The organism is Paenibacillus sp. J22R67 (genome assembly GCF_059692175.1).
The window spans coordinates 318,839-340,593 of the sequence record NZ_JCAUAX010000003.1; the positions used below are offsets into that span (position 1 = coordinate 318,839).

21 protein-coding genes are annotated in these 21,755 nt (G+C 45.3%); 17 read left to right on the forward strand and 4 right to left on the reverse strand.

Going from position 1 to position 21,755, the window contains the following annotated elements:
- The first annotated feature begins 6 nt into the window (after window positions 1–6).
- The 7 genes from AC58VC_RS13370 (at window position 7) to AC58VC_RS13400 (ending at window position 8,066) form a co-directional block, all read left to right on the forward strand.
- On the forward strand, window positions 7–720 hold the full coding sequence (locus AC58VC_RS13370) for an NAD(P)H-dependent oxidoreductase (RefSeq protein WP_497369797.1): 714 nt from the start codon (window positions 7–9) through the stop codon (window positions 718–720).
- Window positions 721–823: 103 nt separating this feature from the next.
- On the forward strand, window positions 824–1,636 hold the full coding sequence (locus AC58VC_RS13375; protein ID WP_497369260.1) for a creatininase family protein: 813 nt from the start codon (window positions 824–826) through the stop codon (window positions 1,634–1,636).
- 39 nt (window positions 1,637–1,675) lie between these two features.
- Entirely contained in the window at window positions 1,676–2,479 is an 804-nt protein-coding gene (locus tag AC58VC_RS13380; protein WP_497369261.1) for an ABC transporter ATP-binding protein, read from the forward strand.
- Window positions 2,480–2,497: 18 nt separating this feature from the next.
- The gene (locus tag AC58VC_RS13385; protein ID WP_497369262.1) at window positions 2,498–3,835 is read left to right on the forward strand and encodes an FAD-binding oxidoreductase; all 1,338 of its coding nucleotides are present in this window, start codon (window positions 2,498–2,500) and stop codon (window positions 3,833–3,835) included.
- 136 nt (window positions 3,836–3,971) lie between these two features.
- Window positions 3,972–4,751 carry an ABC transporter permease gene (locus tag AC58VC_RS13390; RefSeq protein ID WP_497369798.1) on the forward strand — a complete coding sequence of 260 codons (780 nt, stop codon included), beginning with the start codon at window positions 3,972–3,974 and terminating at the stop codon, window positions 4,749–4,751.
- Window positions 4,752–4,772: 21 nt separating this feature from the next.
- On the forward strand, window positions 4,773–6,029 hold the full coding sequence (locus AC58VC_RS13395; RefSeq protein WP_497369263.1) for an amidohydrolase family protein: 1,257 nt from the start codon (window positions 4,773–4,775) through the stop codon (window positions 6,027–6,029).
- A 141-nt stretch (window positions 6,030–6,170) separates the two neighbouring features.
- The gene (locus AC58VC_RS13400) at window positions 6,171–8,066 is read left to right on the forward strand and encodes an ATP-binding protein (RefSeq protein WP_497369264.1); all 1,896 of its coding nucleotides are present in this window, start codon (window positions 6,171–6,173) and stop codon (window positions 8,064–8,066) included.
- Window positions 8,067–8,115: 49 nt separating this feature from the next.
- Here the strand turns inward: AC58VC_RS13400 and AC58VC_RS13405 are convergent, their stop codons facing one another.
- On the reverse strand, window positions 8,116–8,355 hold the full coding sequence (locus AC58VC_RS13405) for an NHLP leader peptide family RiPP precursor (RefSeq protein ID WP_497369265.1): 240 nt from the start codon (window positions 8,353–8,355) through the stop codon (window positions 8,116–8,118).
- Window positions 8,356–8,639: 284 nt separating this feature from the next.
- Window positions 8,640–9,584, reverse strand: a complete 945-nt coding sequence (locus tag AC58VC_RS13410; RefSeq protein WP_497369266.1) for a hypothetical protein — start codon at window positions 9,582–9,584, stop codon at window positions 8,640–8,642.
- 250 nt (window positions 9,585–9,834) lie between these two features.
- On the opposite strand from AC58VC_RS13410, the gene AC58VC_RS13415 reads away from it, so the two are divergent.
- The 3 genes from AC58VC_RS13415 (at window position 9,835) to AC58VC_RS13425 (ending at window position 13,317) form a co-directional block, all read left to right on the forward strand.
- Complete coding sequence (locus AC58VC_RS13415) at window positions 9,835–10,758, forward strand: ABC transporter permease (protein ID WP_497369267.1); 924 nt, start codon at window positions 9,835–9,837, stop codon at window positions 10,756–10,758.
- 43 nt (window positions 10,759–10,801) lie between these two features.
- Window positions 10,802–11,671: a carbohydrate ABC transporter permease gene (locus AC58VC_RS13420; RefSeq protein WP_497369799.1), complete on the forward strand. Its 870-nt coding sequence runs from the start codon at window positions 10,802–10,804 to the stop codon at window positions 11,669–11,671.
- Between the two features lie 74 nt (window positions 11,672–11,745).
- Window positions 11,746–13,317 (forward strand): extracellular solute-binding protein, encoded by a 1,572-nt coding sequence (locus AC58VC_RS13425; protein ID WP_497369268.1) that lies wholly within the window; start codon window positions 11,746–11,748, stop codon window positions 13,315–13,317.
- Window positions 13,318–13,359: 42 nt separating this feature from the next.
- On the opposite strand, the gene AC58VC_RS13430 is transcribed toward AC58VC_RS13425, so the two are convergent.
- On the reverse strand, window positions 13,360–15,627 hold the full coding sequence (locus tag AC58VC_RS13430) for an AraC family transcriptional regulator (RefSeq protein ID WP_497369269.1): 2,268 nt from the start codon (window positions 15,625–15,627) through the stop codon (window positions 13,360–13,362).
- Between the two features lie 202 nt (window positions 15,628–15,829).
- On the opposite strand from AC58VC_RS13430, the gene AC58VC_RS13435 reads away from it, so the two are divergent.
- From AC58VC_RS13435 to AC58VC_RS13460, 6 genes are all read left to right on the forward strand, one after another.
- Window positions 15,830–16,273 carry a MarR family winged helix-turn-helix transcriptional regulator gene (locus AC58VC_RS13435; RefSeq protein ID WP_497369270.1) on the forward strand — a complete coding sequence of 148 codons (444 nt, stop codon included), beginning with the start codon at window positions 15,830–15,832 and terminating at the stop codon, window positions 16,271–16,273.
- Between the two features lie 36 nt (window positions 16,274–16,309).
- On the forward strand, window positions 16,310–16,639 hold the full coding sequence (locus AC58VC_RS13440; protein WP_497369271.1) for a DUF1904 family protein: 330 nt from the start codon (window positions 16,310–16,312) through the stop codon (window positions 16,637–16,639).
- 9 nt (window positions 16,640–16,648) lie between these two features.
- The gene (locus tag AC58VC_RS13445; RefSeq protein WP_497369272.1) at window positions 16,649–17,569 is read left to right on the forward strand and encodes an AEC family transporter; all 921 of its coding nucleotides are present in this window, start codon (window positions 16,649–16,651) and stop codon (window positions 17,567–17,569) included.
- 92 nt (window positions 17,570–17,661) lie between these two features.
- The gene (locus AC58VC_RS13450; RefSeq protein WP_497369273.1) at window positions 17,662–17,964 is read left to right on the forward strand and encodes a hypothetical protein; all 303 of its coding nucleotides are present in this window, start codon (window positions 17,662–17,664) and stop codon (window positions 17,962–17,964) included.
- A gap of 36 nt (window positions 17,965–18,000) precedes the next feature.
- Window positions 18,001–18,366 (forward strand): DUF423 domain-containing protein, encoded by a 366-nt coding sequence (locus AC58VC_RS13455; protein ID WP_497369800.1) that lies wholly within the window; start codon window positions 18,001–18,003, stop codon window positions 18,364–18,366.
- Between the two features lie 200 nt (window positions 18,367–18,566).
- Window positions 18,567–20,420 carry a putative bifunctional diguanylate cyclase/phosphodiesterase gene (locus AC58VC_RS13460; RefSeq protein WP_497369274.1) on the forward strand — a complete coding sequence of 618 codons (1,854 nt, stop codon included), beginning with the start codon at window positions 18,567–18,569 and terminating at the stop codon, window positions 20,418–20,420.
- Window positions 20,421–20,459: 39 nt separating this feature from the next.
- Here the strand turns inward: AC58VC_RS13460 and AC58VC_RS13465 are convergent, their stop codons facing one another.
- Window positions 20,460–20,963 carry a hypothetical protein gene (locus tag AC58VC_RS13465; protein WP_497369275.1) on the reverse strand — a complete coding sequence of 168 codons (504 nt, stop codon included), beginning with the start codon at window positions 20,961–20,963 and terminating at the stop codon, window positions 20,460–20,462.
- Window positions 20,964–21,078: 115 nt separating this feature from the next.
- Here AC58VC_RS13465 and ybaK point away from each other — a divergent pair, with 115 nt between their 5' ends.
- Window positions 21,079–21,552 (forward strand): Cys-tRNA(Pro) deacylase, encoded by a 474-nt coding sequence (gene ybaK, locus AC58VC_RS13470; protein WP_497369276.1) that lies wholly within the window; start codon window positions 21,079–21,081, stop codon window positions 21,550–21,552.
- Window positions 21,553–21,755 lie beyond the last annotated feature (203 nt).

A 21,755-nucleotide genomic window follows, 5' to 3' on the forward strand; every position in this document is an offset into this window, starting at 1 on the left:
TTGAAGGTGGCTAACGTGCTCGTCATTTATTACAGCGCATTCGGTCATGTCTTTCAGATGGCGCAAGCGGTTGCCAATGGGGCCAGTCAGTCAGGCGCTCATCAGGTGAAGATCGTACGTATTCCCGAAATGGTCGCTCCTCACAATCGTGTCATTAAGCCAGATAAGGAGAAGCCTGCAAGTAGCAACGGCAAGGGCTTATCCAATCAATTTCGACTGACTGATCGCTATAGTAAATATGAAGCAGCAGGTGCGTTACAGGACAATATTCCCTTCACAAGCAATGACGATTTACGGTGGGCTGACGGCATATTGTGGGGGTTTCCTACGTATTATGGCACGATGCCGGCTCAAGTTAAGCTGTTTCTAGAAATGGCTGGAGAGCTTTGCGTTGAAGGGGCCTTAGAAGGGAAGCCAACGGGTATTTTTAACTCGACAGCTTCTATCCATACCGGCCATGAGGCAGCGATTTTGACCGCCATGGTGCCTTTATTTCACTTCGGCATGATTTTCGTGGGTCTTCCGTACTCCGAAAATCCAGAATATTTGACAGCGGACGCGATTGGCTGCTCGCCTTATGGAGCTTCTACCTTGGCAGGTCCTGACAGCTCATTGTCTCCCGATCCGAGGGAGCTGCTAATGGCTGCTCGATTAGGGGAGCGGGTTGCGGATGTTGCCGCAGCTTTGCAGCTTTTTCGGTCAAAAGAGGCTTTTCATTGAACAATGTTACATGGAAAGTTAGGATCCGCTCTTGTCAATGAGACTGGGTCTTTTTTCATAGAGGTGAAAAACAAACCATACGACGTATAAGGAGGCGCTCATTGTGACATTCAGTCGCTATACAGGAAAAGCATGGGATCGCCACTTTTTTCCTCGTTTAAGTAAGCAAGAGGTAGCGCAAATTCCCAAAGATGACGCCTTGGTTGTTCTCCCGGTGGGCGCGGTTGAGCAGCATGGTCCGCATATGCCGGTGTTTACAGACACGTTAATCTCCGAGGTGCTGCTGACGGAAGCCTTTCATCAGCTCCCCGATGAAGCGAATATCTGGCTGCTGCCGGCCATCCCGTATGGCAAAAGTACGGAGCACCTCGGCCATCCTGGAACGATCACCTTATCAGCAACCACGTTGATGGCTGTCGTCATGGATATCGCCAAAAGCCTTGCTAGAAGCGGCTTTCAAAAATTAGCCCTGGTAAATACGCATGGCGGCAACACGGATTTGCTCAATATGATGGCTCGTGAAATCCGAATTGAAACTGGATTGGCTGTCTTCCGGTTAGACCCAGGCGGACTTGGAGGTGCAGATGAGTGGATTACTCCGCAAGAAAAGCAGGCGGGTATTCATGCGGGTGATATGGAAACGTCGCTAGTGATGTCCGCAGTCCCTCATTGGGTGCACATGGAAGCAGCGCCTACGGAGTTTCCAAATTATCCGGATTCCCGATATTTAGGACTGCGCAATCGTGCTTTTGCATGGGTGATGGACGATTTATCCCATTCCGGCATATCTGGGGACGCTACACAAGCCACGGTTCAAAAAGGTGAAGCGATGACAGCTGCCTATGGTGCGCTGATCGCCGAGGCGCTGCTCGAATTTCAAGCCTTTGACATGAAGTCACTGAAAAAGTACCTATAGATAAGCAGAATCCAAAAACAAGTATAGGAGATGATCGATATGGCCATGAATTCCCCCCTCATCCACGATCCAAGTAAGCTTGGAACTAGTCCTACATTTGTAAGCATGGAAAATCTGTCTAAAACGTACCCGAACGGAACGATTGCCTTGCAGGATGTGAATTTATCGATTCAAGAAGGGGAGTTCTTATGCTTCGTAGGACCTTCTGGCTGTGGGAAATCAACGATTTTCAAAATGATTACAGGGCTTGCCAAGCCGAGCAGCGGCACGCTCGACGTGTTTGGGACGACGCCGAAGGAAGCGCGAAAACAAAGCGATATCGCCTTCGTCTTTCAGGATCATACGCTGCTGCCTTGGTCTACGGTCGAAGCGAATGTTAGATTGCCGCTTGAATTACGGGGGGTAGACAAGAAGACGCAAAAAGAAGAGGCTCAGCGTGTACTTGAGCTCGTCGGTTTGAAGGATTATATGAAGGTGCTGCCCAGACAGCTTTCCGGTGGTATGAAAATGCGTGTCTCGATCGCGCGCGCGTTGATCTCCAGGCCCAAGCTGCTGCTCATGGATGAGCCTTTTGGCGCTTTGGACGAAATTACCCGTCAAACGCTGCAGATGGAGCTGCTCAATATTTGGCAGCAGGATAAATCGATGACGGTGCTGTTCGTTACGCATAATGTGTTTGAATCCGTGTTTTTATCCACAAGTGTTGTTGTAATGACACCGCGTCCAGGTAAAATATCGGCACGTCTGGATATTATGGTTCCTTATCCACGGGATGAAAGCTTCCGAACGACGGCGCAGTTCAGTGATTTGGTGCGCGAAGTATCAGCAGCGTTAGAGCATTAAGACGAGAGGATGACGCAGATGGCGATGCAAATGAACTGGGAGCAAATCATGCAGGAGCGGCTCGGAGATGAGATCGTACGCGTGGATGGCGAAACGAGAGAAAAACTTTCCAAGGATTATTACTGGTATTCTCCTGTGCTTAATCGACAATTGCAGCATATAAAAGCAGCGGATGCCGTTGCTATACCTCGCTCTGAGGCTGAGGTGGCTGAAGTTATAGCTTTCGGTTACCACCACAACATCCCGGTGACGGTACGTGGAGCAGGGACAGGCAATTACGGTCAGGCGGTTCCCCTACACGGCGGCATTGTTCTTGATCTAAGCCGCATGGATGAAATTCTGGAAATCAGGCCTGGCTACGCACGGCTTCAATGTGGAGTGCGACTGGGTGTCATTGATAAAAAGGCACGCGAGGTCGGGCAGGAGATTCGTATCTATCCGAGTACTTATGTCAAAGCAACGGTTGGCGGTTTTGTCAGCGGGGGTTCCGGGGGAATCGGTTCGATCACCCACGGCAATCTGTGGGATGGCAACGTACTTGAAGCTGTAATCTATACAATGGAGGAGACCCCGCAGCGCCTAGTGATCCAAGGTCGTGATTTATACAATTATATTCATAATTATGGAACGACCGGCATTCTAACAGAGGTGACGATCCCGCTTTCCCCGCGCACCGAGTGGGCTCAGGTTATCGTAAGCTTCGATACGCTGCAGCAATCAATGAGGTTCGGGGAGGCATTAGCGAGAGAGGAATCGATTCCGAAGCGTTTGATTGCGCCGATGGAATGGCCGATTCCATCCTATTTTGTTCCATTTGCCAAGGTGATCAAAGCTGGCAAGGCGGCTGTTATGCTTGAGATTGCGGAGGGAAGCATGGACTCTGTTGAAGCGCTGGTTGATAGCTATGGCGGACACATCGACCATTTCATAGAAGCCAAGCAATATCGTAAAACGATTGGCGTGTCGGATTTTACATGGAATCATACGACATTATGGGCAATGAAGACGGATTCCTCTATGACCTATTTGCAAGCAGGCTTTGAATTGGGTCGCTATGCGGAACAGATCGAGCTTCTCAAAGCGAAGTGGGGCGACGAAGTTTATCTGCATTTCGAATGGGTGCGAAGCGGTGGGGAACTCGCGCTTAATGCGCTTCCGCTCGTTCGCTTTCAAAGCGAAGAACGCTTGTACGAGATCGTTGCCTTTTGTGAATCTATCGGGGTCAAAATCTTCGATCCTCACACTTGGGTGCTCGAACAAGGCGGACGGGGTGAAGTTGGCAGCATGGCGCGCAAGAAACGCGAGAACGACCCCAGAGGACTTCTGAATCCAGGCAAAATTAAGGTTGAGCCTTAAATGAAGGGAGACACGACAAATGGCTGTTGATTCTAACTATCTGAAAATCCTGCCCGACGAAATATTTCCTGCTCGTGAGCGTACAGCTTGGGCTAACCGACTCGATGAAGGCGCCTCGCCGGGCTATCGCTTCCTCATGTTGTTTAAGCATCTGCTTCCTCCCTTGGTTGCTTTTGTCGTATTCATTGGTGGCTGGGAACTCATTGCTTATTTAGCCAAGGCGCCTGTTTATCTGTTGCCCAAACCGTCTGACATCGTGGCTGCTGCTTTGGAAAATAAACATGCGTTATGGGTGTCTGTCTCAACCACGACGCTTGAAGCTGTGCTCGGATTTTTCCTCAGCATCATCATGGGGGTAGCAGGTGCCATACTGCTTGCCAGTTCCAAGTGGATTGAGAAAAGCGTGTATCCATACGCCATTATTTTGCAAACCATTCCGATCGTTGCTATCGCTCCCTTAATTGTCATCTGGTTCGATGCGGGCATGAATGCTATTGTTATCATCACCTTTTTGATCGGGTTTTTCCCCATGCTTTCGAATACCTTAATCGGTTTGAATTCGACAGATCAGAATATGAGCAACTTATTTTACCTGTATAATGCCAATTCGTTTCAAACGATGTGGAGACTTCGCATCCCGGCTGCTCTTCCTTATATTATTGCGGGGCTGAAAATCTCCTGTACCTTATCTGTTGTCGGCGCCATCGTCGGTGAATATATCGCTGGAATTGGCGGAGGTGCAGGCGGGCTTGGTTATGCGATTACGTATGCGGCTGCCCGGTTAAAAACAGCGTATTTATTCGCGTGCGGGCTTTCGGCTTCAGCGCTGGGTATTTCCTTTTTCCTCTTGGTAAATGCTTTCTCCAAATGGGTACTTAGCTCTTGGCATGAATCTGAAATGAAAAAAGACAGCTAATGAACACGCCACACGAAGAAGGTGATCGTACTGCTTGATTTAATTATTCGACATGTACGTCTTCTGGATGATCCAGAGGGCCGAGGTGTCGTCGATGTTGGTGTAAAGGACGGCAGGATTGTCGGGATTGGCGTTATTGCAGGTAAAAGTGAACGGGAAATCGATGGCAGCGGTCTTCTGCTGCTCCCTCCATTCGTGGAGTCGCACATTCATTTGGACACTGTTCTAACGGCGGGGGAACCCGCGTGGAACGAAAGCGGCACGCTTATTGAAGGCATCGGGTTATGGCAACAGCGGAAGCAGTTGCTCACCTATGACGATGTCATGAAGCGGGCAGAGAAGGTGCTGCAGCTGCAATTAGCAGCAGGCATTCTCCATGTTCGCACGCAGGCGGACATTTCGGACCCGGACCTCACGGCGCTGCGGGCGCTTCTTGACTTGCGAGAGCGTGTGAAGCCGCACATGCAGGTGCAGGTCATCGCTTTCCCGCAAGACGGCATTCGCGCATGCGCCGAGAATGAGCGCCGACTGGAGCAGGCGCTTGAGCTTGGCGCTGATGGGATCGGCGCCGTTCCACATCTTGAGCCTACGCGTGAGGAGGGTCTCGCGTCGCTCGACATTGTTTTCCGCTTAGCCGAGAAGCATGGCTGCTTCGTCCATGTGTTCTGCGATGAAATGGACGATGAGCATTCGACCTTCCTAGAGAGCACGGCTCATTTGGCCATTCGTTATGGCCTAAGGGAGCGCGTTACCGCAGCGCATGCGAATGCTTCCGCCTATTATAGTGAGGCCTACTTTCAGAAGGTGTTAGGCCTGACGGCTCGATCCGGCGTGAACGTCGTCTGCTGCCCGCTCATCAACAGCGCCATGCAGGGGCGCTTCGACCGTTATCCCAAAGGGCGCGGAATCGCCAGAATCAAGGAGATGTGGGCGGCCGGGGTGAATGTGAGCATCGCACACGATGACATTCAAACACCTTTCTATCCGCTTGGCACCGGAAATATGCTAGTAGCAGCTCACATGGCGGCACATCTAGCGCATATGACCGGGCGGGAAGAAGTTGCTGAACTTGTGCGCATGGTTACGGTGCGCGCTGCGAAAGTGCTGCAGCTTCGCGAATATGGGCTGGAAATTGGCCAGCCGGCTTCATTCATCCTGCTGCCTGGACGGGATGCCATGGATCTTGTACGGGTCCAGCCAAATTGCCGATATGTGATTAGCCATGGTAGTGTAATAGCTGAAACAGAGCCGGCTCGAAGCCGCGTATATCTTATGTAATAGCCACCCCCTAATTGGTAGGGGGTGGCTATATTTGTTTGACTATTGTTTACTTGGTGAAAGAAGGGAATGTACGCATTTTGTCGAATTTCATTTATTGTTAAACATTGTAAGTTCAGTTTGGACAAGGATGGTGTAAACATGAAGCGGTTTTCTCGAACGCTTTGGTTATTGGTACTAGTTGCCGTGTTGAATAGTGTGTTTTTAATGTCGCGTGCATTTGCCAACGAACATCCAGATGATATGAAAGCGATTTCAGAGTACTCAATTCTGTGGGGGGATCCATCAGAAGGTTTGGAAAGTGTTATGGCTTCCTCGCCTGAGCGATGGAAGGCGGTGAAGAGCGGTGATACTTTTCCTGATAAACCTGAACATACCTCATCTGTGTGGATTAAATTCCAACTGCCTACACAGTTACCCAAAGACTATGGGATCTATATTCAGGACATTCGTACGCAGAAACTGAAGGTTTATATTGGCGCTCATTTAATTTGCGAAACGGAGTATGATTTTCCATATGACGCGCAGAGGAGTTTATTCCCAATTAGTAGTGAGGAAAGTGGAGAAACTGTATATCTAAAGTTGGAGTCAACAATGAACCGATTGAGTATATACTCAGCTATCAGGATAGATCAATACTCGAATCTGATGAGGTCGTATGTACTTCAAGATTTGCAGAATATTATTCTCGGTAGTGCTTTTCTATTCATTGCACTGATTATGCTGATTGGATCTATCTTCTTAAAAAGAGGCCAGCTTCAAAGCTGGATTCTAATAAGTGTATTAAGTTTGTCAGTAGGAATAATTTTTATTACTTACTCCCCTTTTGTATATGCCAATTTTACTAATTATGGAGGATTGTTTATCAATTTGTTCGATGTAGCTCTCAATGTGTTTTTACCAGCGCTAACTTGGTCTTTCGAGCAAATCTTCGATAACGGTAAATTTAAATGGGTGCGTCGATTTCGGAAATTTCAGGTTGCTTATTCTGTTCTATTAATCTCATTTATGTTCATCAATCAATTGAATCATTATCAATTTAATAAAGCGTACTTTTTTGTAGCGGTAACCGTTTTAGGCTATATGATGATTTTCCAGTTTGTTTTGATCATTGGATTATGTTTTCAGCTTATGCGAAAAGGAAACAAGGAAGCTGTTGTGTTTTCAATCGGTTTCGGCACGTTGGCGTGCATGAGTATATTAGATCTTATTAACTTCTACGCATCTTCACTGTATTATCAATTCTATTTATGGAAGTGGGGAGGCATTGCCTTATTTATTACCCTCATTGTTATTTTAGTCCGACGTTTTGCTTTGAATCAGGAACTTTTAGTTAATTACTCGAAAGAACTAGAATTTTATAATCATCAGCTTCAACTCTCAGAAAGAACGGAAATCATAAGCTCTTTGGCTGCTTCCGTCGCTCATGAGGTGCGAAACCCACTACAGGTAACACGTGGTTTCTTACAGTTAATCGGTTCACGGTCGGACGAGAAAGAAAAAGAATATATACAAATAGCGATCGAGGAACTAGATCGAGCCTCGGTTATCATTACAGATTTTTTAACCTTCTCTAAGCCACAGTTGGAAGAAAACGTCGATATCGATGTTAATCAAGTAATTAAACAAATCGAAGGAATTATTATGCCGTTGGCAACTTTACAAGGTGGACGTATTGCGGTAAGTGTTCCGCCTGGACTTTATATACGTGGAAACGTATCGAAATTTAAACAAGTCCTGATCAATCTTATTAAAAACGGAATAGAAGCTTTTCAAGACGATGGGGAAGTGCAGATTCGAGCATATGAGAAAGAAAGCAAGGTCTACGTTCATATTAAAGATAACGGTCAGGGGATTGAAGCCACTGAGTTGACGAAACTAGGTGAACCTTATTTTACAACAAAAACGAAGGGGACGGGTCTTGGACTTATGGTGACATTCCGGATAATAGAGGCAATGAAGGGGGAAATACGATTTGAAAGTCAGAAGAATAACGGAACTGAGGTAATTATGAGTTTTCCAAAAGTAATACAATAAATAGCGAAGAAGCTGCAGATCATTCTGCAGCTTCTTCGCTATTTATTTTTTACCAGTTAGGATTATCAGCACCCGCAGTCACCAACACCTTAGCCGGATTCGCCGGAATAACAAGCACAAACTCCGTCGAAGTCTCTTCTACCGCTTTCACTGTGAAATCGTCGGGGAGCGTAATACCAAAGCTTTCCTTAAGGGCCGCCTTTGGGTTTGCAAGAAGTTGGTTTTTGAATGCTTCATCTTCCCAAGCTTTTTGAATAATTTTGGCTTTTAACTGTTCATGTGATGACATGATAAGTCACTCCCCTTTAAAGGTATCGGACCTGGAAGCCGCTATTTCTGATTATTAGGGACGAAATTGGATGTTATCGGACTGAGGGGACGTTATTCACTGTTACTACCCTTGTTATGGGCTATTTCGAGAGGAATAGCGTCGCACGGGTCCGTTAAATCCTGTTCCGAGCTGAAAAGTCATAAATAGGGGGATTTCAGTCCGTTAGGCTCAGCGTTCTTACGTGAGCTGTTGGTTAATATTACCAACAAAAGAAGTATAGCATGAATATTCAAAATATTCTATCAAAAATTGCTAGATTCCGACAAAAAATAGTATAAACCGCCAGAAAGAAGAAGGTTCCGCTTTTCTTTGATCTCTTTTGCCGTCATGCGCAAACGATCCACAAGACTAAAATGAAAGAGAGCAAGCTCCTTCATTGATATCTCTAACGCTAGCAACCTTTCATGATCCACAACGGCAATCTCGCTATATCCATCCAGTTGATCACAGACATATACTTGTTGTTTGACCCACTCGGACGTCAAAGAAACATCCTCTGATTCACCTAATGATCCACTCCCACGCAAAAATGCAAGCAAACAATTATAAGAACCCTCGTCCAAATCTTCCTCCCAATCCGCCCAGTCATCAAGCATTTGCAGTGTCACAAGCACTTGTTCAACGGCGCCCGTCACAACGGGGATCAGCTCAGCCTGACCAGCGAGAAGCAGCGCTCCAGTGCTGGCGTTTTTGACAGGACTAGCTTTCCAGGCAACCTTCCTTTTATCCGTGTGAAAGTAATCGCCACCCAGCTCGCCTGCAACTGATTCGGCCCATTCCAGTACGTAAGTCTCGTAATAATCCCAGAAAGGGGATTGCGGCAGGAACAACGCTCTATACATCATTTGAAACTGCAATTGAAATAAGTTTGCGAGCGGCAGCTTACCCTGATGCTCCCCTTTGGCAGCATCCATAATGTCATCTACAACAAAATAATAAAGCATAACGAACACATTTGCTAAACTCAGCTTCTTGACCCTATCTGTCGGCAGATGGGTTATTTCCTGCATCCAATAAGGAAGCAGGTAGCAGATATAATTTTTCGTACTCTCTTGCTGGCGCAGGTCAAATTTAGCGAAATAGGCGAGTCCGTGATGATTCAGCGGCTCAGGAAATGCGCGAATAACATTTTCCGCTTGTGCGAATACCTCATCCATATTGTCCTTATGAGCAGAGAGCCAATCCATAGGTCATTATCCCCTTTATTGGTATATTTTTGAAACAATCGTAGCATGAAAGCGACACGGTTACAATTCAATTCGATCTTAAACCCCGTCGTATCAACGATTTATCACATGCAGTTCACTAAAGTTAAGATTATTCATACGCCAATTCACCATATTGTTCACACACATAGCGAGGCTTCACTATCCGGTTTCTTTGCGCTGGTTTATGATCGTCTCAAGACACATGCCCCAAGGAGGATCGCACCCAAACATGCTCAAACGCAGAGGTTTTCTTTATGAAATCGTAACGAACAGAATCATGTTTCTCATGCTGCTGCCGACCCTGATCTTCTTCTTTATTAACTCGTATATTCCGATGGTTGGCATCTACTATGCATTCACACGGTTTGATTTCAATGCCGGCTTGTTCGGCAGTCCTTTTGTAGGCTTGGATAATTTCTCTTTTCTATGGAAATCCGGGATTTTAATTAAATTAACGCTTAACACGCTTGGGTATAACTTAGCTTTTATCCTATTTGGCAATGTTTTCGCCATTGTATGTGCTGTCCTGCTGAGTGAAATTCGTAGCGCTTGGTTTAAAAAAATAGCTCAGTCAGTGATGTTCCTGCCCTATTTCATCTCCTTCGTTATTCTGAGTGTCATTGTTTACAACTTATTTAACTATGAGAGCGGATTTCTCAACACGATGTTAAAAGAATTCAGTTCTGAACCTGTCGATGTGTACAACACGCCTTGGGCATGGGTTTTCCTCATTGTTATCTTTTATTTGTGGAAAAATCTGGGTTACAGCATGGTCATCTATCTGGCAGCGATCACGGGGATCAGTGAAGAATACTATGAGGCTGCCAAAATCGACGGTGCGAATATTTTCCAGCGAGTCTGGCACATTACGATTCCAATGCTGAAGCCGACTTTTGTAGTGCTTCTCTTATTCTCTTTAGGCAGTATTATGAAAGGCCAATTCGACTTATTTTACCAATTGATTGGAAATAACGGAGTTTTGTTTAATGCAACCGATATCATTGACACTTATGTGTACCGTTCATTGAAGGTCACTTTCGATGTTGGTATGGCGACTGCGGCAGGGCTGTATCAATCCCTGTTCGGATTCATCCTGATCATTACCGTGAATGCTATCATTCGAAAAATTAATGACGATTACGCTTTATTTTAGGAGAAGAGGTGCTGGTGGCTTGAGAATCAGGGACGAGAAGTATATGTATTTGTTTCAAACAATGGCGTATGCCGTGATCATCATCTCTTTTCTAGTCTGCTTGTTTCCTTTCCTGATGATTATTTCGGCTTCGTTTACACAGAATGAATCCATTATTCGCAGTGGATATCACTTCATACCGAAGGTTTTCTCCATAGAAGGGTATAAGACGGTATTTCGATTTCCAGAGCAGGTGCTCAAGGCTTACGCTGTAACCATTTTCGTGACCCTAATCGGCACTGCGCTCGGATTGTTTTTCATGACGATGACAGGTTATGTTCTTCAGCGCAAAGATTTCCGATACCGGAATCAATTCTCGTTCTATATCTACTTCACGACGTTATTTGGCGGGGGCTTAGTCCCTTGGTATATCTTGCTCGCCAGCTATTTGAAGCTGACGGATACCTATGCGGTACTTGTGCTGCCGGGGCTCATGAGTCCGTTTCTGATTATCTTGATGCGAAGTTTCATGAAATCTGCTATTCCCGAAGAGCTCATTGAATCCGCCAAAATCGACGGTGCCAATGATTTCAAAATTTACTACAGCGTCGTTCTTCAATTGTCGATGCCCGGTATCGCGACCGTTGGGCTGTTCCTTGCGCTGCATTATTGGAACGGTTGGCTGCTGTCATCGCTGTTCATCAATGATCCTAATAAGTATGAGCTGCAGTACTACTTGTACAACGTGATCAACACGATGCGTTTTGTCTCTCAAATGGGCGCAGGCACAGGGGTTGTTATGACAGGCGAAATGCCGACGGAGTCAACGAAAATGGCGATGGCTATCATCGTTACAGGACCGATTCTCTTTCTGTATCCGTTCGTTCAGCGTTATTTCGTCAAGGGATTGACAATCGGTGCTGTCAAAGGTTAGAACCGAAGAAGGAGCTTACAGATTGACAACCTTCTCGGCTGACATATAACTACACATCTAAAGGGAGGATTCAAATGAAAAAGTTAGCAACACACCGATTCTCCGCCATTCTTTCCGGGGCGCTCTTGTTCACGGCTCTTACAGGCTGCAGCAGTTCGCCAGAACCTAAACAAGGGGACGCAGCACCGGCAGCTAGTGCAGCTGCGCCGACAGCGACAGTCAAGACGGAAGCGCCAAAGAGAGAGAAGGTCGAGCTGCAATTCTACATGCTAGGTAACGCTCCCAAGGATCTGCAAATCATTCAGGACGAGGTCAACAAGCTAGCATTGAAAGATTTAAATACAACGGTGAAATTCAACTATACAACTTGGACGGACTGGGATCAGAAATATAAGCTTCTGCTTTCTTCTGGTCAGCAAGTGGACTTGATTTTTACAGCTGACTGGACACAATATCAATCCTACGCGAAAAAGGGTGCCTTCCTGCCGCTTGACGATATTTTGCCAAAGGCTGCGCCGACGCTGAACAAATATGTGCCGAAGGATATGTGGGAAGCGGTAAAAATTGACGGCAAAATTTATACGGTACCAGCAACGTTCAAAGAGTATGTTACGAACGGCTTCGTTTGGCGTGAAGACTTGAGGGTCAAATACAATTTGCCAAAGCCGACATCTATTGAAACCTTCGAAGCGTACATGGACGGCATCAAGAAAAATGAGCCAAACATCTTGCCTTTTGCCAGCGGCGGAGACGGTAATTTAATTGTTAACGGACTTCGTGACGTCGTTCATAACAGCGTTGGAGCACCACTTTACGGCATCGGCATCAACTACAATAAACCAGGTGAAGTTTACTCCTATTGGGGCTCTGAAGAGCACATGGGCGACATCAAAATCGCCAAACGTTGGATGGATAAAGGTTTTATCCCGAAAAACGTGCTGAACGTGAAAGACTCGACGTGGGATCAGCTTGTCAGCGGCAAAGCAGCTGCAGAATTTGGCGATAACCCGGCACGCTTTAACGATTCTTTGAACAAGATGAAGTCGACCCACCCAGACTGGAATCTTGACTATTATGCATTCCCGACAATCAAAGGTTATGCGCAGCCTGTTCATCCGATTCACAATGGCTTTGCCATTCCTAAGAGCAGTAAAAATGCTGAGCGTGCACTTGAATTCTATGAGAAAATGGTAACGGATAAAGCGTACAATTGGCTTACTTCCTACGGTATTGAAGGTAAGAACTTCCAAGTCGAAAATGGCTACTACAAAATGATTGGCGATAACAATTCCAATGGCTTCCCTCGTGAGTCGATGAACAGCTGGGCATGGCGTAACCCTGATTTCATGCTGTTCGAGAAAAGCTTTGATGGGGTAAAAGCGATCTATAAAGATCTGGATAAAATTCAAAAACCTGATATCTTCACTGGGTTTGCTGAGGATTACAGCTCTTACCAGGCGGAGAAAGCAGCGCTGGAGCAAGTAGAGAAGCAGTACTTATGGCCATTGCAATTGGGGCTTGTAGCTGATCTAGATGCAGGCATGAAAACATTCATGGATAAGGCGAAGCAAGCTGGCCTTGAAAAAGTGCAAGCGGAGTATAAGAAGCAATGGCTTCAGTATGTGAGCGAAAAAGGTATTAAATAATAGGAAACGGCCGCCCTGTTGGTTGCAGGGCGGCTGTTTATGCTAGGTTGAAGCTTGATTACCGTTGCTGGGTTCAAGACCGGTTTTGCGATAATCGGTGGGGGTTAAGCCAAAATTCTTCTTGAACATTCGGTAGAAGTAAGAGCTGTTGGTATAGCCGATCCGTTCGGCGATATCGGCGATGGCTAAATCCGAGTGCTTCAGCAAATCTTTGGCGCGTTCCATTCGCATCGTGTTAATGACATCCACAACAGCGTTCATGGTGTTCTGTTTGTAGACACGGCTTAGATAAATCGGCGACATAGCCATCTCATCGGCGATCCAGTTTAAGCATAAATTCGGATTGGCGCAATGCTGCTCAATCATATCGTTGATTTTACGAATAAGATCGTCTTGCTTCATGCTTCGCTTGTCATCTAGACGTTTCTTCATTTCATCGAATAATTCAAAGAGGACAGCTTCAATTTCCTCAATTGTCTCCAGCTTGGCTAATGCATTTCTGGATAACTGTATGCTCATGGAGGCATCGAGGGAGTTGTTTTTGAGAATCGTGTGCAGGACACCATTCAAAGTAATCGTTAAGCGGGACAGTGTTGCTTGAAAAACGCTTATCGGATACGGTCTTGTTTCCTCAATAATGACGCTGTACAATTTCTTAGCTTCAGCCATTTTGCCAGTCATTAAAGCGTCGATCAGTTTCTTCTCTTTTTCAACTGTAAATAGATAGTCATCTGTTTCCGGATACTGGTGATCCAGAGAAGCAATCAAACTGCCAGGTCCAAGAAAAACGCGATGCTCAGAGGCATCGACAACCCTTCGATACAGGGACACCAAGTCCTGAGGCTGAGAGCTAGGTGGACTGTAGGTGACGGAAAGACTTATTTTGAGCAGCTCGTTAACGGCTTTTTGAATCTGTTTTAGAAGTGCTAGAAACATGCTCTGATCACCATCGAGAGGTGCACTTCGGGCATTAATCAGCAGCACTGTGCTGTCATTCCCGATATCGACCGTTTCCACTTGATACGCTTGCGAGGCTATTTCCGAGGAAATATTCATGATCGCATATTTGTACACGTGAAGGTCGTCTTGATGATTCTGCACAAAGGGTTGAAAACCATCGATACGAAGCAGAATCAGACGATAATCGCTTTGGAAATCGAACAAAATGCCTAGCTCGCTGCGTTTTTCCCGCATCATTTTCACCGTAATAGGCTCATGCCCTTGAATCAGCTTCCGCAAAACATCTTGCTTTAATGTAAATAAAGAATTTCGTTTATCCGACTCCAAGGATTTCATCTTCGTAACAATACGATCAATAGGGACATAAAGCTTACGTGATAATAGCCAAGAAACTAATAATCCAGCGACTAAAATGGTGGCGCCAATGTAAATCGTCGTTGTGCGAATTTTATTGATTTTCTCCGTGATTGTTTGATATGGTGTAATGCGGATGTACCGCCACTCTAAGGTGTCCGGTGCTGTAAAAGAGATTAAGGATTTCTTGCCACCCACTGTATCAATGAAGTAACCGGAGCCTTTACTACTCATAATCCGTTTGGTAATGGTTGATTCGGCTGTTAATGCTTCTGCATGATTGGGAAGATCGCCGCTAAGCGTCCTGCCTTTATTATCGATAATAAAAGAGCTGTTCGTTCCATTGCTTTGGTGCTTGCCGATATCTTTATTGATCCAGTCTGTTGTGATATTGACGATAATGGCTGAATTGAGCGCATTGTTATTGCCGATTGCATCGTAACAAAGGTACGTGTAGACATTGCTTTTTTGCGTGCTTGACGCGCTTTTTAAGTAGGTACGCGGTATAGGTACGAAGGGCTTGAACTCCTGGAAATGATCCAGAACGTTCAAAATATCTTTGTCGACCAACTCTTCTTTGGTCATTAATCCGTTCTGCCCAGAGCTAGAGACTATGTACACATAGTTGGCTTTCGGGTTGTAGACATAGATGGAGGCAATGTAAGGCATGGAATTCAAATAATTATTCAATTCTCGCATGGCAGCAGTGGTATCATAGATATCTGGGTTTTCATAAAACATCAGTTTGCTGATATTGCCGTTTCGGTACAGCTGAAATGTAAGCGATTGCGCACTTTCCGTCATCGAGATGACTTCGCGGCTCGTTTGGGTTAGATTTTCTAAATCGGTTTGATAGACCTGGTTCAAGTTAAGGTTTCTGTAATTCACAAAATAAATCGTGGAGGATACCAGCAGCGTAAGAACCGTACAGAGAATTGTAGTCAGTAGAAGTTTAATGTACAATTTGCGATTGTCTCCGGAAAAATTCACATTCACAGGCGCGCCTCCCCGCACGGACTAAGGGTTACAGTGATTTCAAGTAGTATTACCATATCACCCTAATAGAGAATGGCACAAGATGGAATCATACAACATTTATGAACTTATCTGACTATTCACATTGACAGTAGAGTTATTTTTATATACATTTGAAACAAAACGATTGTTCACAATATGACTTGGAAAGGAAGCCGATCGTATGAGCACCAATGAATTATTAAAACTTGAAAATCAGCTCTGCTTTAGTTTATATGCAAGTTCAAGAGCTATTACCCGGATGTATCGTCCCTTCCTAGAAGGTTTGGGCATTACGTATCCCCAGTATTTGGTGCTGCTCGTTCTGTGGGATCAAAAAGAGAGCACCGTCAAGGAGCTCAGCGAGAAGCTGGATCTAGATTCAGGCACGTTGACGCCGATGCTCAAACGGATGGAAACTCAGCAGTTGATTCAGCGGAAAAGGTCAGTCGAAGACGAGCGTGTTGTGAACATTGTCATTACGGAAATGGGCTTAGCACTTTATGAAAGAGCCTTGTGCATACCACAGACACTGCTTGAATCCAGTGGACTGTCTCTAGAAGAAATTCACAATTTCAATGTACAATTGAAACGTATTATTACCAGCGTTAACGCATCAACGAAGTGAGAAGCCTTACGGCAATAACGGATTGGAGCTAGAAGCATGCCTAGATTAACGTTTAGAGGACTATCTGTTGAACAAGTTTGTGGAATGAGTGAGAGCTTAGTTGAACAGCTTGCTGCTATTTGCGAATGTGACACTGATAATTTTACGCTAGAGTGTGTGCAGCATCCGGCGATTTTCGGCGGTAAAATCGTTCCAGCCTACCCGTTTGTTGAAGTCGCCTGGTTTGAAAGAGGGGACCAGGTCAGGGATGCTGTCGCTGCGGCAGTTACGACCCATGTCCTTGACTTTGGCTTGCCTGAGGTTGAAGTTGCCTTTACGACCTACAGCAAGGATGCGTACTACAGCAACGGAACTTCATTTAAGTGAGGGTCAGAAATGAGTTATTTTATTTATATTTTAATTAATAATATTGTGCCGATTTCAATCATGATTGCCATTGGCGCTGTCATGTATCGTGCTTTTCATCTTGATATTAAAACATTATCGAAGCTCAATTTCTATGTGTTTTCTCCGGCTATCGTTTTCGTGAAGCTGTACGAGTCAGAAATGAACTTAAATGTCATTTTGCAGGTTCTTTTGTTTTTCGCTTTGTTTTTTAGCCTTCTTTTTGCGGTGATCGAGATCTACATACGGATTAGAAAAATGCAGCGAGGCATGCGGATTGCCATGCGAAATAGTGTTATTTTCTATAATAGCGCCAATTACGCACTGCCGCTTAATCAAACCGTATTCGGCGGGAATGCCTATACCCTTTCCATTCAAATTATCATTATGATTATGCAAAATTTGATTCCTAACACGTACGGGATTTACACGCTAAATGCCCACAAATCAACCTGGAAGGCAACGATGAAGACGATCTTGTCTTTACCTGTCATTTATGCCATTCCGGTTGCACTGCTGCTGAGATATTTCCATTTGCCAGTCCCATCTTCCATTCATCTGCCGTTAACCTACATTTCCAACGCCTTCATGGCAACTGCGCTTTTAACACTTGGGGTACAGCTTGGCGGGATGAAGTGGGAATTTCATTTCTCCAATGTGGCTGTCTCGAATATTTTGCGGCTGATTGCGGGGCCATTGCTCGGGTTTTTTGTTGTGTGGATGCTTGGGATCAATGGACTGACCGCACAGGCGTTAGTTCTTTCATGTGCCGTGCCAACCTCCCTTAGCAGCGTGCTGCTGGCGATTGAGTATGAGAATGAACCGGAGTTTTCCTCACAGGCTGTGTTCACATCGACCTTGTTTAGTATGTTTACCATCCCAGTTGTCATCTATTTCACTGGTTTTCTGTGAACATTCTTGGTCATACTGAATGATGCAGGAATTTCGACATTTTCCGGCGAATTGGTAACAAAACTTTACTAATTCTGAGGGGGCAGTTATGGATGAAGTACCAATTTTGCCAGTATGTTACGATTGTGGACATGAATGAAGAAATTTTATCCGAGGTATTGTTTGAACACGGGGAGTTCGAGTCTAACGCACTTTCCATCGGTTCTTCCGCTCTGACTTATGAGCTGGGACTTAAACAATTCGAGGTCGTTTATGACAAAAGAGAAGGCAAAATAGCCCGCAATAAAATTGTAGATATTGAGATTGATTTAATTAAACAACCGACAATTACCAAGGTTTATTTGGAGCCTGTACGCCTAATCGTCGGGCAACATGATATCGGCGAAGTGGAATAAATTAAAGCTTTAAAGAAGGGAAGATTGGAAACCATGATGAAACTTTTTGTGCTGATTGGCAGTTTGAACGCTTTTCTTTCTGTCGCACTGGGCGCGTTCGGGGCACATATCTTGAAGCAGAAATTAACGCCAGACAAACTAGATGTTTTTCAAACGGGTGTGCATTATCATATGATTCATGCCGTTGCGCTAATCGCCATTGCTATTTTGTCAGACAAGTTAGGGAACACTTCGATGGTGAATGCTTCCGGATGGGCGATTTTTATCGGAATCATCTTATTCTCTGGTAGTTTATATGCGCTTAGTTTGACAGGCATCAAATTTTTCGGACCGATTACACCGCTTGGCGGCTTGAGTTTCTTAGTGGGATGGATTCTGCTTGCCATTGCCGCTCTAAAATAATAAAACTGGAAAGAGTCAGGAGAATCCGACTCTTTTTTCTTTATTTTGTGCCCTATTTGCAGGAAAAGCTCGACTTATGTAGAAAGTAGTGAGTAACGAAAATGGATTAAATTACATAGTGACTTGGTTGTATGTCGGATGAATCACACAGTGTGACGCTTCCTATTACCTAGAGTGAGATCGTAAGAGGAGGCAAATTTGTGAAAAACCGGCTCTATATTGGCGGATATTTGATTGTCGCCATATTCGTAAGTCTTTACGTAAAGCCGTATGCTGTATGGATATGTGTTCTAGGTGCTCTTCCGTTGTGTATTCAGCTGCTGAGAAAAGAAAGGGACATTCAGCGCTTATCAAAATCAGATCTGCAGCCCCCATCCTATCATCATATTCTGGATTCTTTATTTGAGCATAATCCGAATGCGATTGGGATTTTTGATCAAGAAGGGACATTCGTTCGGATTAATGCAGCCGCGGAATCGATCCTCGGATATTCGGCATCTGAGCTGCTGGAGAAACGCTTCAGTCATTTCGTGACACAAGAGCAGTATGAGCTGACGTGTAGTCAAATTCAACTTGCGACGAATGGAGAACCGCTTACTTTTGAAACCTCTGTGTCCCATAAAAGCGGTTATCGGGTTGACCTGCACGCAACGGCAGTTCCTGTTCAGCTGAGCAAGGATGTTAGGGGCTTTATTCTCATTTGTCAGGATATAACGGAACGTAAGCGCGGCGATGAACAAGTCCGGTATATGGCGTATTATGACGACATGACGGGTCTGCCCAATAGGCGTATGTTTAGAGACAACCTGAACGAACGATTGAGTCTGGCTCGTTCACTGGGGCAACAGGTTGCCGTCTTTTACTTAGATATTGATAGGTTTAAATTAGTCAACGACAGCTTCGGCTACGATTATGGCAACATGCTGCTTCTGCAGCTTGCTGAACGATTCACAAGGTGCACCACCGAAAATGATTATTTAGCGCGGACGGAAGGCGATGAATTTGCCTTTTTCTACACGAATGTAGCCGACTCCAATGATGTCATTGCTGTCATCGCCGAGATTAATCGCGTTCTGGAAAAACCATTTGTTCTTGAACAGTATGAGCTGCATATTACAGCAAGTATTGGTGTCGCCATCTCATCGGCAGATGATGAAGATGCGGATACGCTGATGAAATATGCCGATATCGCACTCGCCAGGGCGAAAGAGAAAGGGCGCAATGATTATCAGATTTTCAACTTCGATATGAAATCCGTCTCTATCAATCGGCTCAAGCTGGAAAATGAACTTCGCAGAGCGATTGCGGGGGAAGAGTTTGTTTTATTCTATCAACCACAGGTTGATATTGAGACGGGACGCATTGTCGGTGTAGAGGCGTTGATTCGCTGGAATCATCCAGAGAAGGGGCTGATCTCGCCGAATCATTTCATTTCCTTTGCAGAAGAATCCGGGTTGATCGTGCCGATTGGGGAATGGGTACTGCGCGCGGCATGCAAGCAAAATAAAGCCTGGCAGAATCAAGGCTTCTCCAAAATGCCGATTTCCGTAAATCTGTCGATGCGGCAGTTTTTCCAGCATAATCTGAAGGGCAAGATTTCTCATGTGCTGGAGCAAACGGGGCTTGAGCCGCAGTATTTGGAGCTTGAGATTACCGAAAGTATGACCATGGATGTTGATCACGCGATCCAATCCTTACTAGAGCTCAAACAGTTAGGTGTTCACGTGAGCATCGATGATTTCGGGACCGGCTACAGCTCCCTATATTATTTGAAGAAATTCCCGATTGATAAGCTGAAAATTGATCGCTCCTTTGTCCGTGACATTATGGTGGATCCCAATGACGCGGCCATCGTAACTACGATTATTGCTATGACGCACCATCTGAACTTGAAAGTCATCGCGGAAGGTGTAGAAACGGAAGAGCAGCTGCACTTCCTGCATCAGAACCGCTGCAATGAAGTGCAGGGCTATTGGTTCAGCCCTCCTGTGAACGCAGCCCAGCTGGAGAATATGCTAAGTCATGGCGTTCATGCCGCGGCTTCGGGCAACTAACACAAAGAGGATGTCCCTAGTAGGGACATCCTCTTTGTGTTAGAAAGCGACGTAATCGTCGATTTCATTTAGTCGAAACGAGTAAACTTTCTTCTCATCCACATGATACACGGTAACATTTTGATTGCTGCTGTCATAATTCAAAATCCGGCAGGGTAGATTGAGTTTAATGCCCTGACCCTTGATAACGGTTAGTCGAATCAATGTGTTGTTTGCTTTGTAGCCTTCGAGCTCTGTAATAATGTGTTCGGCCGCTCCGCTTGGCGCTGTTGACTTCATCGTTGGCGCGGGAGTTGCAGGCGGGGGAGAAGTTATTGCCTTTTTGCCAGTATATGAAGGAGGCGTGCTCTTTTTTGTCGTTGTATTTAATTCGATTAATTTACCGAGCTCGATGCCCTTGAGGATTTGATAATCTTTGACCGTCTGTGTCTGTGCGTTAAGAAGATGAAGGAGCTTTTCCATCGCAAGCCCATTAGAAGCCTCTTCAATTAAAATTTCTACAGTGAATAAATGACCTGTGTGGTTAGGTTTACCTTGACTCATATGGCCTCCTTGCAGCCTAGAAATTGCTCATGTCCTAACTATATCATGTTATGATATCCAAATATAGATTGGTTTTTCATTCGTGCAACTTTTGTATACAAAAGAGGAGGAACTTATGTCAAACAAAACGAATGCCTGCCGAATCCTCGATTCTCTCCAAATTACTTACTCGCTTCATGAATATGATTGGGATGAAGATCAGTTGGATGCTGCTACCGTGGCCGCCAAAGTGGGCCTAAAGCCTAGCCAATTATATAAAACTCTCATTTTAAAAGGAGACAAAACGGGTGTACTTGCAGCCTGCATTCCCGGCGATCAGGAACTGAACTTAAAGAGCCTCGCTTCCGTAAGCGGAAATAAGAAAATTGACATGGTGGCTGTCAAAGACATCCAATCGCTTACAGGCTATATACGGGGCGGCGTATCACCTTTGGGCATGAAGAAGAAGTATCCCTTTTACATACATGTATCTGTCGAATCCATGGAATTGGTTAGTATTAGCGGCGGCCGCAGGGGGCTGCAGATTTTCCTGCAGGGTGGAGATTTGGTAGCTGCCTCTGAGGGACGGCTTGTGGATATAGCTTATTAAACAGGGGATTCGAAAGTAGTTCAGGGCGTATTGTCGTGGCTTGTGGAGAGCGTTAACGGACCTCATTGCCGTTATTTTCGATAAATGGCCCTCATCGCAAGTCTAACGGACTGTGGAGTCGTTACTTGGTCAATAGACAGCCAAATTACATGCTGATGATGTGAATTACTGCTGTGGTGTCCGTTAGAATTCGAGAATCCCTT

Bases quoted from the DNA above. Each gene is read 5' to 3' on its own strand.
- AC58VC_RS13405 (WP_497369265.1), bottom strand. From the start codon at position 8,355: ATGTCATCACATGAACAGTTAAAAGCCAAAATTATTCAAAAAGCTTGG.
- AC58VC_RS13410 (WP_497369266.1), bottom strand. From the start codon at position 9,584: ATGGATTGGCTCTCTGCTCATAAGGACAATATGGATGAGGTATTCGCA.
- AC58VC_RS13435 (WP_497369270.1), top strand. From the start codon at position 15,830: ATGAGCACCAATGAATTATTAAAACTTGAAAATCAGCTCTGCTTTAGT.
- AC58VC_RS13385 (WP_497369262.1), top strand. From the start codon at position 2,498: ATGGCGATGCAAATGAACTGGGAGCAAATCATGCAGGAGCGGCTCGGA.
- AC58VC_RS13450 (WP_497369273.1), top strand. From the start codon at position 17,662: ATGAAGTACCAATTTTGCCAGTATGTTACGATTGTGGACATGAATGAA.
- AC58VC_RS13445 (WP_497369272.1), top strand. From the start codon at position 16,649: ATGAGTTATTTTATTTATATTTTAATTAATAATATTGTGCCGATTTCA.
- AC58VC_RS13440 (WP_497369271.1), top strand. From the start codon at position 16,310: ATGCCTAGATTAACGTTTAGAGGACTATCTGTTGAACAAGTTTGTGGA.
- ybaK (WP_497369276.1), top strand. From the start codon at position 21,079: ATGTCAAACAAAACGAATGCCTGCCGAATCCTCGATTCTCTCCAAATT.
- AC58VC_RS13455 (WP_497369800.1), top strand. From the start codon at position 18,001: ATGAAACTTTTTGTGCTGATTGGCAGTTTGAACGCTTTTCTTTCTGTC.
- AC58VC_RS13415 (WP_497369267.1), top strand. From the start codon at position 9,835: ATGCTCAAACGCAGAGGTTTTCTTTATGAAATCGTAACGAACAGAATC.
- AC58VC_RS13420 (WP_497369799.1), top strand. From the start codon at position 10,802: ATGTATTTGTTTCAAACAATGGCGTATGCCGTGATCATCATCTCTTTT.
- AC58VC_RS13465 (WP_497369275.1), bottom strand. From the start codon at position 20,963: ATGAGTCAAGGTAAACCTAACCACACAGGTCATTTATTCACTGTAGAA.
- AC58VC_RS13425 (WP_497369268.1), top strand. From the start codon at position 11,746: ATGAAAAAGTTAGCAACACACCGATTCTCCGCCATTCTTTCCGGGGCG.
- AC58VC_RS13400 (WP_497369264.1), top strand. From the start codon at position 6,171: ATGAAGCGGTTTTCTCGAACGCTTTGGTTATTGGTACTAGTTGCCGTG.
- AC58VC_RS13380 (WP_497369261.1), top strand. From the start codon at position 1,676: ATGGCCATGAATTCCCCCCTCATCCACGATCCAAGTAAGCTTGGAACT.
- AC58VC_RS13390 (WP_497369798.1), top strand. From the start codon at position 3,972: ATGTTGTTTAAGCATCTGCTTCCTCCCTTGGTTGCTTTTGTCGTATTC.